The organism is Nocardia sp. BSTN01 (assembly GCF_015354405.1).
Classification (GTDB): Bacteria; Actinomycetota; Actinomycetes; order Mycobacteriales; family Mycobacteriaceae; genus Nocardia.
In genome coordinates this window covers 17,987-31,393 of the sequence record NZ_JADKYP010000066.1, presented here as the reverse complement: position 1 = coordinate 31,393, position 13,407 = coordinate 17,987, and the positions used below count along the sequence as shown (strand labels likewise).

The window sequence follows — 13,407 nt, the reverse complement described above, 5'->3', positions numbered from 1 at the left end:
GTATCGTCGCCGCCCAGTCCATCGGTGAGCCCGGTACCCAGCTGACCATGCGTACCTTCCACCAGGGTGGTGTCGCGGGTGACGACATCACCGGCGGTCTGCCCCGAGTGCAGGAGCTGTTCGAGGCTCGTGTGCCCAAGGGCAAGGCGCCGATCGCGGAGGTCTCGGGCCGGGTGCGGCTCGAGGACGACGACCGCTTCTACAAGATCACCATCATTCCGGACGACGGTTCGGACGAGGTGGTCTACGACAAGCTGTCGAAGCGTCAGCGTCTGCGGGTGTTCAAGCACGACGACGGCTCCGAGCGTCTGCTCGCCGACGGCGACCACGTCGAGGTCGGCCAGCAGCTGCTGGAGGGCTCGGCCGATCCGCACGAGGTGCTGCGCGTGATGGGTCCGCGTCAGGTGCAGGTCCACCTGGTGCACGAGGTCCAGGAGGTGTACCGGTCGCAGGGTGTGTCCATCCACGACAAGCACATCGAGGTCATCGTTCGCCAGATGCTGCGCCGCGTCACCATCATCGACTCGGGTGCGACGGAGTTCCTGCCCGGTTCGCTGGTGGAGCGCTCGGAGTTCGAGGCGGCCAACCGTCGCGTCGTCGCCGAGGGTGGCGAGCCCGCGTCGGGTCGCCCGGTGCTGATGGGTATCACCAAGGCGTCGCTGGCCACCGATTCGTGGCTGTCGGCGGCCTCCTTCCAGGAGACGACTCGTGTCCTGACGGACGCGGCGATCAACTGCCGCTCCGACAAGCTGATCGGCCTGAAGGAGAACGTGATCATCGGTAAGCTGATCCCGGCCGGTACCGGTATCAACCGCTACCGCAACATCCAGGTGCAGCCGACCGAAGAGGCCCGTGCCGCGGCGTACGCGGTGCCGTCCTACGACGACACCTACTACAGCCCGGAGGGCTTCGGCACCACGACCGGTGCCGCGGTCCCGCTGGACGACTACGGTTTCAGCGACTACCGGTAATCCGGTAGGAGACAATCACATTCGGCCCCCGTTCCGTTCGGAACGGGGGTCGAATCGTATTCCGGATTCACCGGGTGCGAGCGCCTTCGGGGTAACCGGTTCGACTGCGCGAGGAATCGGACCCGATCAGGCTCGATCGCGAAATAACCTGGTAGGCGGTCACGGAAACCGCCGGCCCGAGTCGGGCCGGTTCGCCGATCAGGCTTCCGCTTCGAGGGTGTGGCGGGCGGCGATGAACAGGGTGGTGCAGACGTCGGTGAGCGCGGCGGGGGTGTGCGGAGTACCGCTCATCAGCCAGTCGACCAGTAGGTGGTTGACGCCGCCGACGAGGGCCACCGCGGCCGAATGTTGTTTGGCCGACAGGGGTTCGGAGCGCCCGGCGGCCCAGGTGGTGGTGACGATCTCCGCGAATTCGCGCAGTACCTCGTGGCGGCGTTCCTCCATGGCGGAGGAAACGCCGACGGCCTCGATCAGGGCCACCCGGGCAAGTCGCCGATCCTCGGTCAGATAGTCGATGAACGTCTGTATTCCGGCACGGGTTCGGTCGTCGATGTCGTCGCCCGCCGACATCATCGCGGCCACGGTGGCGGCGCGTACCCGATCCACGACCTCGGAATACAAGGCGGCCAGGCAACTTTCGCGGTCGGTGAAGGATTCGTAGAAATACCGTTCGGTGAGCCGCGCGACCCGGCAGATCTGTTTGACCGAACTGCCCGCATACCCGGTGGTGCCGAAAACCTCCAGCGCGGCGTCCAGGATCGCCGCGCGCCGCTGCACACGGCGCTCGTCCGGCATCAGTCCCTGATACTTCCGTCCTGGCATGCCCCTGTCCTCACGTCCCGGCCTATGGCACACTTGAGCATCGTTACTGACACGCAGGCATGTCAGAATGGAGAACCATCCATGACCTCACCGATCGCCGGTCGTGTCGTCGCGGTGACCGGCGGGGCGCGGGGCATAGGCCGGGAGATCGCGCGTGTGCTCGCCGAGGCCGGTGCTCGCGTCGCCGTCGGCGACCGCGACGAACCGGCGGCCGTCGCCACCGCGGCCGAATTGCCCGGTACCGTGCGCGGATTCGCCCTCGACGTGACCGAGACGGAGTCCTTCCGCGCCTTTCTCGCTGCCGTGGAATCGCTGTGGGGTCCGATCGACGTACTGGTCAACAACGCCGGCGTGATGTGGGTGGGCCCGTTCGGCGACGAGCCCGAGGCCGCGACCGCGCGCATGCTGGAGGTCAATCTGCACGGCGTCATTCGCGGCGTGCGGCTGGCCGCACCGGGCATGCGGGCGCGCGGGCGGGGACACATCGTCACCATCGCCTCGGCCGCCGCGCGGTTGTCCCCACCCGGCGAATCGACCTACGCCGCGACCAAACACGGGGTGCTCGGCTACCTCACCGGCGTCCGCGAGGAACTGCGCGGCAGCGGCGTGCGGATCTCGGTGATCATGCCGGGAGTCGTCGCGACCGACCTGGCAGCAGGTACCGACACCGGCGCCGCGAAACTACTGGAGCCCGCCGATGTGGCGCGAGCGGTGCTGCGGACGATCGAACACCCTCGGTTCGAGGTCACCGTGCCGCAGTACATCGGTCCGCTCGTCCGGCTCGCCGAACTGCTTCCCCAACGCCTGCGAGACCTGACCCTGCGTCGCATGGTCCCGGATCAGGTCGCCGCGACGCGCGGTTCTACCGCCCGCGCCGCCTACGAACGTAGCCTCGCCGATCCGGCCGATCCCACCGGCGGGGACGGTTCGTGACCATGACCCGAGGTCGGCTGGCGATCATCGCGGCCGGCCGTCGCTGCATGCCGCGCTGAACGCGGCGTAGCGACCACAGACCGCGTCGGCGCAGCATTGAGCCGCCCGCGCCGACGCATCCGGCCTGCCGGTTCCGGTCGACCGGAACCGGCAGGCGCTCGGGGGAGCGACCGGCGTTGTCCCGGACTATCCGCCGACGTAGGCGGCGAGGTGTTCGCCGGTGAGGGTCGAGGAGTCGGCGACGAGATCGGCCGGCGTTCCCTCGAAGACGACGCGCCCGCCGTCGTGGCCGGCACCGGGACCGAGGTCGATGATCCAGTCGGCATGTGCCATCACGGCCTGGTGGTGTTCGATGACGATCACCGATTTGCCCGAGTCCACGAGGCGGTCGAGCAGGCCGAGCAGATTCTCCACGTCGGCCAGGTGCAGGCCGGTCGTCGGCTCGTCGAGAACGTAGACCCCGCCCTTCTCGCCCATGTGGGTGGCGAGCTTGATGCGCTGGCGTTCACCGCCCGAGAGCGTGGTGAGGGGCTGGCCCAGTTTCAGATAGCCGAGTCCGACATCACCGAGGCGCTGCAGAATCTTGTGCGCCGCCGGGATTTTCGCCTCATCCGCGCCGAAGAACTCCTCGGCTTCGGCGACCGACATCTCCAGCACCTCGCTGATGTTGCGCCCGCCGAGGTGGTAATCCAGGACGGCCGCCTGGAAGCGTTTCCCGTCGCATTCCTCGCAGGTGGTCGCGACGCCTGCCATCATCGCCAGATCGGTGTAGATCACGCCGGCGCCGTTGCAGGTGGGGCACGCGCCTTCGGAATTCGCGCTGAACAATGCCGGCTTGACGCCGTTGGCCTTGGCGAATGCCTTGCGGATCGGCTCGAGCAGTCCGGTGTAGGTGGCCGGATTGCTGCGCCGCGAACCGCGAATCGCGCCCTGGTCCACCACCACGACACCCTCGCGGTCGGCGACCGATCCGTGGATGAGCGAACTCTTCCCGGATCCGGCCACGCCGGTGACCACACACAGCACGCCGAGCGGGATGTCGACGTCCACGTTCTGCAGGTTGTGGGTGGAGGCGCCGCGAATCTCCAACGCGCCGGACGACTTCCGCGGTGCGTCCTTGAGTTTTGCCCGGTCGTCGAGGTGGCGGCCGGTGATCGTGTCGCTGGCGCGCAGGCCCTCGAGATCGCCCTCGAAACAGACTGTGCCGCCCTGGCTTCCGGCTCCCGGACCCAGATCGACGATATGGTCGGCGATCGCGATCGCCTCCGGTTTGTGCTCCACCACCAGCACCGTGTTGCCCTTGTCGCGCAACTGCAGCAGCAGGTTGTTCATCCGCTCGATGTCGTGGGGGTGCAGGCCGATGGTGGGCTCGTCGAAGACGTAGGTGACATCGGTCAGAGATGATCCGAGGTGGCGAATCATCTTGGTGCGCTGGGCTTCACCGCCGGAGAGTGTGCCCGCCGGCCGATCCAGCGACAGGTAGCCGAGGCCGATCTCGGTGAACGAGTCGAGCAGGTGCTGCAGACCCTTCAGCAGCGGCGCGACCGACGGCTCGTCGAGTTGGCGCACCCATGCGGCGAGATCGCTGATCTGCATCCGGCAGACGTCGGCGATGCTCTTGTCGCCGATCTTCGAGGACCGGGCCTCGACGCTGAGCCGGGTGCCCTCACATTCCGGGCAGGTCGTGAAGGTCACCGCACGCTCGACGAACGCGCGGATATGCGGCTGTAGCGAGTCGACATCCTTGGACAGCATCGACTTCTGGATCTTGGGGACCAAGCCCTCGTAGGTGAGGTTGATGCCCTCCACCTTGATCTTGGTCGGCTCCTTGTAGAGCAGATCGTGCAGTTCGCGCTTGTTGTACCTGCGGATCGGCTTGTCCGGGTCGAACAGTCCGCAACCGCGGTAGATGCGGCCGAACCAGCCGTCCATGCTGTAGCCGGGGATGGTGAGCGCGCCCTCGTTGAGCGACAGGCTGTCGTCGTAGAGCGCGGTCAGGTCGAAGTCGGTGACCGAGCCCATACCCTCGCAGCGCGGGCACATACCGCCGAGGCGGTGGAAGGTCGCCTTCTCGGCCTTGGTCTTACCGCCACGCTCGACCGTGATCGCACCGCTGGCGGTCACCGACGGCACATTGAACGAATACGCGTTCGGCGAACCGATCTGCGGCTGCGCGAGGCGGCTGAACAGGATGCGCAACATCGCGTTGGCGTCGGTGGCGGTGCCGACCGTGGAGCGGGGGTTCGCGCCCATCCGTTCCTGGTCGACCGAGATCGCGGTGGTGAGGCCCTCCAGGAAATCGACCTCCGGCCGCGACAGCGTGGGCATGAAGCCCTGCACGAAGGCGCTGTAGGTCTCGTTGATCATCCGCTGCGATTCCGCGGCGATGGTGCCGAAGACCAGCGAACTCTTCCCCGAACCCGAGACGCCGGTGAAGACGGTCAGGCGTCGCTTGGGGATTTCGACGCTGATGTCCTTCAGGTTGTTGACCCGCGCACCGTGTACGCGGATCAGGTCGTGGGTGTCGGCAACGTGCCGGCCCGGCGTCGAGGCCTTGCTCATGGTTTCTCCAATGTCGGGTGGGCGGCCCGGTCCGCCGACCGGCTCGGTTGTCGGGGTCGGCTCAGGAGGCCTGTTGGATCCGCAGCAGATTTCCCGAGGGGTCGCGGAACGCGCAGTCGCGCAGTCCGTAGGGCTGATCGGTCGGCTCCTGCACGACCTCGGCCCCGTTCGCCTGCAGCCGCTCGAACACCTCGTCGACGTTCTCGGCGGCCAGATTGAGGCTGGCGAAAGTGCCCTTGGCCATCATCTCGGAGATGGTGCGCTGCTCTTCCTCGGTCACGCCGGGGGTCGCGTTCGGCGGGTAGAGCACGATCGAGATGTCCGGCTGTCCGGCGGGGCCCACCGTGATCCAGTGCATGCCCTTGAAGCCGACGTCGTTGCGCACCTCGAAGCCGAGGGTGTCGCGGTAGAAGGCCACCGCCGCCTCGGGATCGTCTTGCGGAAGGAAGGTGTCGTGAATAGTGATGTTCATGTCGCTCACGCTAATTCCTACTCCGTAGCCTGTGCTTCTCGATTCCTGATCGGTCTGGTCACCTGTTTCGCGACACACGACGGCATGCCCAGGGTGGCGTCGGCGGCCTCCCGCCGGTAGACGCTCGGCGGTACTCCGACCAGTTCGGTGAAGCGGGTACTGAACGTGCCCAGCGATTGGCAGCCGACCTCGAAGCACACCTCCGTGACGCTCAGATCGCCGCGCCGCAGCAGCGCCATCGCGCGTTCGATGCGCCGCGTCATGAGGTATCCGTACGGTGACTCTCCGTAGGCGAGGCGGAACTGCCGGCTCAGATGCCCCGCGGACATGTGCACATCGCGGGCGAGGGCCTCCACGTCCAGCGGTTTCGCGTATTCCCGGTCGATGCGGTCGCGGACCTTGCGCAACCGCGCGAGATCGCGCAGGCGCGGGTCGGGGGCAGATGTGCTGCTCACAACGCGATGGTGCCACGTGGCACCGACATTGCCCAGCAATCCTCGCCACGAGCGGGACGAGGGGGTGCCGAAGGCGAGGTCAGCGCTCTCGGACCGGTGGGCATGTCTTCCCCGCGAGATGGCATTTGTCCTCGAATCCGGCGGGCAGCCAATTTCCGGACAGCAGCAGCGGATGATTCGGGAAGTGCAGATGGGCGGCGACGACGAATATCAGTACGGCCCAGGGGGTTCGGACCTGCCACTGATGGAAGGTGTTGTTGCGGTCGACGTAGCGCGCGACCACATGATCGGCGGCGGTCAGGTCGATCGTCTCCAGCGAGGCCCAGCGGATCCGGAAGGAGTAGTCGGGGTTGGTGAGGTGGATGCGACGGTCGGAGATCATCACCGAACCGGGACGTTCGGCGATCCAGCGCGGCTGGGACGCGGCCTCCGCACGCTGGCGCCGGGCCTGGTTCACCAGCGCATTCCCCAGCTGCGCGGCCGCGACGAAGGAGGCGCTGCCCGCGACGTAGATGTTGTTGCGGGTCCAGCTGCCGTTGCCGGGCGAGCGCCAGAACGACCAGGTCGCCGGACCTTCGGCGATACACACCTCACCCGGATCGATCCGGATCCGGGTCGACTTGACGGGCATGCGCGCCAACTCCTCGCGGCGCAGCAGATCGAGGACCCCGCAGGTGTACAGCAGGTGGTCGTCGAACCACGTCCATCCGGCCCGGTCGGCGAGGGCCCGGTCGATATCGGCCAACGGGTCGAACACTGCGATCTCACCACCTTCATCGACATCTGCGGCGCTGGATATCCACGGTATCGGAGGAGGCCGCGCCCGGCGAGGGCCGCCGAATACGCCCGGTGAGGACGCCGGATTCGTCCGGTAAGCTGCTGACGCCTCGGTGGGCTCGACCAGAAGGGGGACCGTGGCCGCACTCGCGATCGGCGAGACGTTCGCCGATTACCTCATAGAGGGCGTGCTCGGCCGTGGCGGAATGGGAACGGTCTATCTCGCCCGCCATCCCCGGCTGCCCCGCCGGGTGGCATTGAAACTGCTCGACCGGGACGTCTCCGCCGATCACGAGCGGCGCCGCCGGTTCGACCAGGAAGCCGATATCGTTGCCCGCCTGGAACATCCGGGCATCGTGCGGGTCTACGACCGCGGCGCCGACGACGGGCACCTGTGGATATCGATGCAGTATGTGCACGGCACCGATGCGGCGCGGCTGGACCGGCGCGCCCTCACCACCGAACGGGTGCTGCGCATCGTCACCGAAACCGCCGCGGCACTGGACTACGCGCACAGCAAGGCGGTGCTGCACCGCGACATCAAACCGGCGAACCTTCTCCTCGAAGCAGCCGAGGCGGGCCGCGCCGAACGGACCGTTCTCACCGATTTCGGCATCGCCCGATTACAGGACGCCGACACCGAACTCACGGTGACCGGCACCCTCACCGCCACGCTCGCCTACGCCTCTCCCGAGCAGCTCTCCGGCGAACCGCTCGACCACCGCTGCGACCAGTACTCCCTGGCCTGCACCCTGTTCACGCTGTTGTGCGGGCGACCACCCTATGCCGGAACCAATCCCGGCCAGGTGGTCGCCGGGCACGTCACGAAACCGATTCCCCGGCCGACAGCGGTGCGTGCGGACCTGCCGCCCGCGCTCGATCCCGTGCTGGCGCGGGCGATGGCGAAGCAGCCGCACGAGCGGTACGGCAGCTGTGCGGAATTCGTGGACGCGGTGCGGGAAGCGTTGTCCGGCAAGGGGTTCGGTGCGATAGACCACCGCTACCGTGCTCCCGCTCCGGAACATGCGGCCGGTGCGGATACCTCTGTCCCTGTGCCACAATCGGGTTCGGCTCGGGTCCGTCCGCTTGTCACGCCGCCGATATTCCCGGACCACTCGACCCCTTCGTGGGAATCCGCCTCGCAGCCGCGGGAACACTCGCCGGCGCCGTTCGCGCAGCAATACCCGACATCGGCGGCCGCGCCGACGCAGTCCCGGGTGCAGTCTGCGTTCGATGCGCCGGGTCCGGGGCAGATGCCGCTGCCCCCGCATTCCGACGGCGGCGGTTCCGGGCAGTCACCGGCAGTGCCCGCCGGGGCAGCGCGGCGGAAAGTGTGGATCCGGCGGGGTGCGGCTGCGGCGGGTGTCGTCATCGTGCTGGCCGGCGCTGCGGTGGCGGTCGACAGATGGTCGGGCGGGCATTCGACGGCCGACGTCGGCTGGGGATCGAAATACCAGCTCATCGCGGACAATTTTCCGCAGGTGGTATCCGCGCGTCCCGGAGAGGCCGGATGGCTGGGGACGCGGTGCGCGGTGGATCCGACGACGGGCGATCGGGCGGCGATAGCCTGTGAGAATCCGGATCGCGATCTGCGAGTGGAACTCGTCGATCTCGAAAAGGCCGACGCTGCGGTGGAATTCGCCGCCGACGCGAGTAAGCACAGTGGAGATCTGCTGGCGATGCATCCCGGCTTCACCGATCCGCTGAATGTCGTCCTGCCGACGCCGGATGCGGCCGGGCCGCAGGACCTCTACACGCTGTTTCCGCAGGACGTGCAGCGGTCCCGATTCGTCGTCGGCCTGCACTGGACCAAGCATGCGGCGCTGGAGGTCTACGATCGCTGGTGGCGGCAGCTGCCGATGGGTATCGCCCCGCCTGATGCGACAACCCCGGTGGAGGTGAAAGTCGAAGCGCCGGAGAGTGTTCCGTGGTGCTACGCCGCGAGAACCGCGACCGACGTCAACGACGATACGCCCGGCGGCACCGAATCCGGCCCGGATGCCGTGCTGGGCTATGAATACGCGCAGTACGCCACCCGAAGCGGCTCGGCGGCAAGGCAATACGTCGTGCCCGAAGCGACGGCGGTGCCCACTGCCGAAACCCTGCAGACCCGGATCGCCCAAGTGCCGGTCGGCACCCAGCACTGCGTGCACGTGACCGGCGGCGATGTCCCGGACCGCTTTCGGGTGCAGGTCTTCGAACGCCGCCCCGACCGCGGGTTCCTCTACCACGCCTACACCGCCATCACGACCGACCGCGACGGTCGGGTGCTGATCCGGGAGATCCGCACCTGAGCACCGGCCCGCCCGACGGGGCCGCACTCGTGGCCGCGGTGCTCGTCCCCGCCGCCTCGACCGTGCGCTTCGTCGGCACCGCCAGGAGGGCCGGCCGCGCTCCACGGCACCGGTCGGCGTCCGCAATTCGTTCGTGGCGAGGGCTTCGATCCGGCAGCATGGGCGGCGATGCCGTACACACTCGCCGATGTCCTGCCGTCCGTCGCCGCATCGTTGGGGATGGATGTGGACAACTCGCTGGGCCTGGCCGCCGCCCGTGATGTCGTCGTGCTGCTGATCGACGGGCTGGGCGCCGAACTGCTCGCCCGCCACCGCGATATCGCGCCGACCCTGTCCGCGCACGTCGCCACCACACTCGAGGCCGGCTTCCCGGCCACCACCGCGGTCAGCATCACGAGCCTGGCCCTCGGTGCGCCCTGTGCCACGCACGGAATCATCGGCTACAGCTTCGCCGTGCCACACGACGGAACATCGCGGGTGTTCAACGCACTGCGCTGGCGGCTCGACTCCGCGACCGGTCCCGACGCTCTCGCCGAACTTCCGCCGGAAGTCCTGCAGCGCGCGACCAGCCGGATCCAGGACCTCGCCGCACACGGTGTCGACGTGCATTATGTGATCCCCGCCTACCAGCGCGATTCGGGACTGACCCGTGCGGCCTTCCGCGCCCCGGGCACGGTGCATCCGGCCGCCGACCTCGACGGGGTGCGGGCCGGAATCCTCGCTGTCGCAGATCATTCCGGCGCCGGACGGCGGTTCGCGTACGCCTACTTCGGCGACCTGGATGTCGCCGGGCACCTGCACGGCCCGGAATCATCGGAATGGCTACGGGTACTGGCCGAGGTGGACCGCGCGGTCGCCGACCTGCTGACCGACCTTCCGGCCGAATGCACCCTCCTGGTCACCGGCGATCACGGCATGATCCACGCCGATACCGTCGTCGACCTCGACGCCCGCCCGCATCTGCATCGCGGCGTGCGGACGATCGCCGGGGAGGCCCGGGTGCGCCACGTCTACCTCGACGACGCGGCGGCGCTGTCCGATGTGCTCGCCGCCTGGTCCGAGGAATTGTCCACGGTCGCAACTGTTGTCACGCGTGAACAAGCCGTGGATGAGCAGTGGTTCGGACCGACACCACCGGATCCGGTCGTCACCGCGCGAATCGGAGACCTCGTCGCGGTGGCGGAGCATCGCGCGGTGCTGGTCTGCCCGGCCCGCGAACCGCTGGAATCGATGATGCTCGGCCACCACGGCGCCCGGACCGCGGACGAACAGTTCGTCCCGCTCATCGCCTCGCGATGAACCGGATACGTGCGAGGGTGTTCGATCACGCCCCGGACGTACCGGGTGCCGAGTCCCGCCGCCGGGTCGATCGGTGCTCGATCGCCGCGGCGACCTCTTCGATCGCGCGTCGGATGAGTCGGCCGTAGCCGTCGTCGGCCAGCGCGCCGGTATGCCGTCGCGCTGCCGCGATGTGCTCGGCGGCGGCCGCGAACGATCCGAGCAGCCGATAGTTGTCGGCGAGGTTCAGATGCAGCGAGGGATAGAAGCCGGCGATGTGCAGACTCGCGTGATGGCTCTGCACGCGCGCCTCGGTGAGGGCGTCGGCCGCGTCCAGCGCCCGCACATCCCACACCAGTGCCTGGGCCGGATCGGTGTGAAGATCGGCCAGGTGGTGGGCGAGGGTGCATCGGTGCAGCGGATCGCCCGCCGATCCGATCTGCTCCCACAGCTCGACGAGTTGCGTTCGGGCGGAGTCGGTTTCGCCGTTGCGGCCGCGTTCCACGGCCGCGCCGATGGCCGCCATGGTGGGGTCGTGGGCAACGGTGTCGGTCATGATTCCTCGATGGGGGCAGGGGCGACGGGCATCGCCACGGTGGTGAGGTCGCCGTCGTCCGCGGATCGGATGACGACGGGCTGCTTCGGACCGGCGATGTCGATCATCACGTCGGGCCCGATGGCAGCGCCGATCGCCGGATAGAGGGTGGTGATGTCGAAGGTGAGTTCGACGTCCGGTCCGGTGATCGCGGCCGAAACCGTTTCGCTCGCACCGGAACCGGCACTCGCGAGCGCCACCGCGCCGGCGCGGGCGCACAGCCGGATATGGCGCGCGCGCAGCGATTCCATCGCCCGGACGAGGGTGTCCCTCGGTGTCACGATGCGTGTGCGGGCGGTCTCGATGGACCCGAGCAGCATGCGATGGTCGGGAAACGGCCCCGGCAGGATGCGGCACGTCCCGGCCGGCGACTCGCCTGCCCGGAACCGGACGGAATGCGGGCCGGCATCCAGCCGGACCTGGTGGTGGCGGCGGATCAGCGGCACGGCCAGCCGCAGATCGTCACCGTCGACGGTGGCGGCCCACTCGGTCGAACTCGGCCGCTCGGGGACGAGGGTCCGGGTGGCGAGCCGGTAGCGGTCGGTGGCCGTGAGCGTCAGCGCCTCGGGCGAGACCTCGACGTGGACGCCGCTGAGGACGGGATGCTCCGGTTCGTGCACGGTCGCGGCGAGTATCTGCTCGACCGCCGTCGCGAAGACGGGACCGCTGACGGTCGTGACCGCCCACCCGCGCCCGGTGCCCAGGGCCGCCTTGATCTCGGCGGCCCGTCCCCGAGCCCGCCGCACGTGCTGTTCCAGCCCGGCGACGTGCTCATCGATGAGCCGTCCCGCGCTCTCGCTCTCGGCTGCCAGCACCGTCGCGATCGTGTCCAGCGGCATGCCGATCTCGCGCAGACCGCGAATCGCCACCGCTCGTTCCAGCTGGTCGTCGGCGTAATACCGATATCCCGACATCGGATCCACGATCGCGGGCGGTAGCAGCCCGGAATCGGCGTAGAACCGCAGTGCGCTCGCCGTGAGCCCACTGGCCCGCGCGAACGCTCCGATCGTCACCATTCCGGATTCCGTCACCGCCCCATCATGAAGCTTCAGCCGACCTGAAGGTCAAGGCCGGTGACGGCCGACGGCGGTGCCCGGCTTCAGCGGCGCAAGGTGCGTGAATTCGCCGAGACCAGTGCGTGCGGGCAGTGCGGCCGGGCGCGGGGCGGGGGTGCGAAGCCGTCGAACCGCGACGGCGGCGCCGGTGCGCGCAGCGTCACCGTCGACGTCCACGGCCGGGCCGGCATCTCCATCCGGCACGCGACGTTCCAGCCGAACGGAATCGCATGGGCACGTTCGCCGTGTTCTTCCAGGCGATCGGTGAATTCCGCGAGGACGTCCAGGGTGTCGGCGAGATGGGTGAGCACGTCGGCCTGATCGGAGCCGAGGGTGAGACGGCTGCCGCTCGCCACGCAGAACGGGCTGCCGGCGAGGACGACGAAGGATGCGTCGCTGTCGGCGCACAGCCTCCGGACCGTGTCCACGGCGTCACCGCTGATGGGGCAGTCGCCGGGTTCGACGACGATCCGCACCAGCAGGCAATCGAAGAATCGCCGCGGTACGCCCACGGCGGCGGTGGGCAGTTCCACCGCACACGGACCGGCATCGACTGGCGTGTATTCGAAACTGTGCCAACGACTTCCGGAGATTCTCATCGCGGTGCCCGCCTCACTGTGCGGCCGGCGCGTTCCGCTCGACGCCGCAGAGGGTGTAGCAGAACACGAACGGTTCGGCGCCGTCGTTGAACCAGGCATGCGGTGCGCCGTGCTGCACGACGCAATCGCCCGCTCGTAGTGCCACATCCACGTCGTCGCCGATCCGCAGCCGGCCCTCGCCGCTGAGCACCACCACGAAGTCGACGCTCTCGGTGGCGTGCACGCCGGGACGAGCCGGGTCGAAGGCCGCCATCATGCCCGGCAACTTCTGCTCCGCCTCGGCCGCCACCACCGCCATCTCCGCCTCGGACAACTCGGCGTCGGGCTCGTAACTCAGGCCCGGCGGGACGGAGATGAAGCCGAAGCGCACTCCGCCGGGTCCGGGAAAGTAGCTGGTGTCGACCTCGGACGGCATCCGGTCGACCGGAAGTGCGGGCAGTTCGTCAACCTCCCACATCCGATGCAGTTGCGCCCCCGGCAGCAGTGCCAGCGTCAGCGGCTCGACGTTCTCGTCGGAAAGTACGCTGCCCTGTCCGGTGCCGTCGTCCCCGACCACGATCCTGCGCATGGAAACCTCCTGATCCTCATCCATTC

Annotated in this window: 12 protein-coding genes and 1 pseudogene; 4 read left to right on the top strand and 9 right to left on the bottom strand. The window is 68.4% G+C overall.

From position 1 onward, the window contains the following. Window positions 1-971: pseudogene (locus IRT45_RS31785) on the top strand (DNA-directed RNA polymerase subunit beta'); the annotation flags it as partial. 198 nt (window positions 972-1,169) lie between these two features. Here IRT45_RS31785 and IRT45_RS31780 read toward each other — a convergent pair. Further along, entirely contained in the window at window positions 1,170-1,793 is a 624-nt protein-coding gene (locus IRT45_RS31780; protein ID WP_194809489.1) for a TetR/AcrR family transcriptional regulator, read from the bottom strand. An 81-nt stretch (window positions 1,794-1,874) separates the two neighbouring features. On the opposite strand from IRT45_RS31780, the gene IRT45_RS31775 reads away from it, so the two are divergent. Then, on the top strand, window positions 1,875-2,726 hold the full coding sequence (locus IRT45_RS31775; protein ID WP_194809488.1) for an SDR family oxidoreductase: 852 nt from the start codon (window positions 1,875-1,877) through the stop codon (window positions 2,724-2,726). 186 nt (window positions 2,727-2,912) lie between these two features. Here IRT45_RS31775 and IRT45_RS31770 read toward each other — a convergent pair whose 3' ends face one another. The 4 genes from IRT45_RS31770 to IRT45_RS31755 all read right to left on the bottom strand — a co-directional run bounded on the left by IRT45_RS31770 (window position 2,913) and on the right by IRT45_RS31755 (window position 6,972). Next, window positions 2,913-5,288, bottom strand: a complete 2,376-nt coding sequence (locus tag IRT45_RS31770) for an excinuclease ABC subunit UvrA (RefSeq protein WP_194809487.1) — start codon at window positions 5,286-5,288, stop codon at window positions 2,913-2,915. Window positions 5,289-5,349: 61 nt separating this feature from the next. After that, window positions 5,350-5,760: a VOC family protein gene (locus IRT45_RS31765; RefSeq protein ID WP_062996087.1), complete on the bottom strand. Its 411-nt coding sequence runs from the start codon at window positions 5,758-5,760 to the stop codon at window positions 5,350-5,352. A gap of 17 nt (window positions 5,761-5,777) precedes the next feature. Then, window positions 5,778-6,215, bottom strand: a complete 438-nt coding sequence (locus tag IRT45_RS31760) for a helix-turn-helix transcriptional regulator (RefSeq protein ID WP_194809486.1) — start codon at window positions 6,213-6,215, stop codon at window positions 5,778-5,780. 79 nt (window positions 6,216-6,294) lie between these two features. Continuing rightward, the gene (locus IRT45_RS31755; RefSeq protein WP_194809485.1) at window positions 6,295-6,972 is read right to left on the bottom strand and encodes a hypothetical protein; all 678 of its coding nucleotides are present in this window, start codon (window positions 6,970-6,972) and stop codon (window positions 6,295-6,297) included. A gap of 157 nt (window positions 6,973-7,129) precedes the next feature. On the opposite strand from IRT45_RS31755, the gene IRT45_RS37290 reads away from it, so the two are divergent. After that, a complete protein-coding gene (locus tag IRT45_RS37290; protein ID WP_309241245.1) occupies window positions 7,130-9,286 on the top strand; it encodes a protein kinase in 2,157 nt (718 codons plus the stop codon). A gap of 168 nt (window positions 9,287-9,454) precedes the next feature. Beyond that, window positions 9,455-10,585 (top strand): alkaline phosphatase family protein, encoded by a 1,131-nt coding sequence (locus tag IRT45_RS31745; protein WP_194809484.1) that lies wholly within the window; start codon window positions 9,455-9,457, stop codon window positions 10,583-10,585. A 25-nt stretch (window positions 10,586-10,610) separates the two neighbouring features. Here the strand turns inward: IRT45_RS31745 and IRT45_RS31740 are convergent, their stop codons facing one another. The 4 genes from IRT45_RS31740 to IRT45_RS31725 all read right to left on the bottom strand — a co-directional run bounded on the left by IRT45_RS31740 (window position 10,611) and on the right by IRT45_RS31725 (window position 13,381). Beyond that, a complete protein-coding gene (locus tag IRT45_RS31740; protein WP_194809483.1) occupies window positions 10,611-11,120 on the bottom strand; it encodes a hypothetical protein in 510 nt (169 codons plus the stop codon). Continuing rightward, window positions 11,117-12,190, bottom strand: a complete 1,074-nt coding sequence (locus tag IRT45_RS31735) for a MerR family transcriptional regulator (RefSeq protein WP_194809482.1) — start codon at window positions 12,188-12,190, stop codon at window positions 11,117-11,119. Before IRT45_RS31735 ends, IRT45_RS31740 begins: the two co-directional genes overlap by 4 nt. Before the next feature lie 68 nt (window positions 12,191-12,258). Continuing rightward, window positions 12,259-12,747 carry a hypothetical protein gene (locus tag IRT45_RS31730; RefSeq protein ID WP_194809481.1) on the bottom strand — a complete coding sequence of 163 codons (489 nt, stop codon included), beginning with the start codon at window positions 12,745-12,747 and terminating at the stop codon, window positions 12,259-12,261. Window positions 12,748-12,826: 79 nt separating this feature from the next. After that, complete coding sequence (locus IRT45_RS31725) at window positions 12,827-13,381, bottom strand: cupin domain-containing protein (RefSeq protein ID WP_194809480.1); 555 nt, start codon at window positions 13,379-13,381, stop codon at window positions 12,827-12,829. Window positions 13,382-13,407 lie beyond the last annotated feature (26 nt).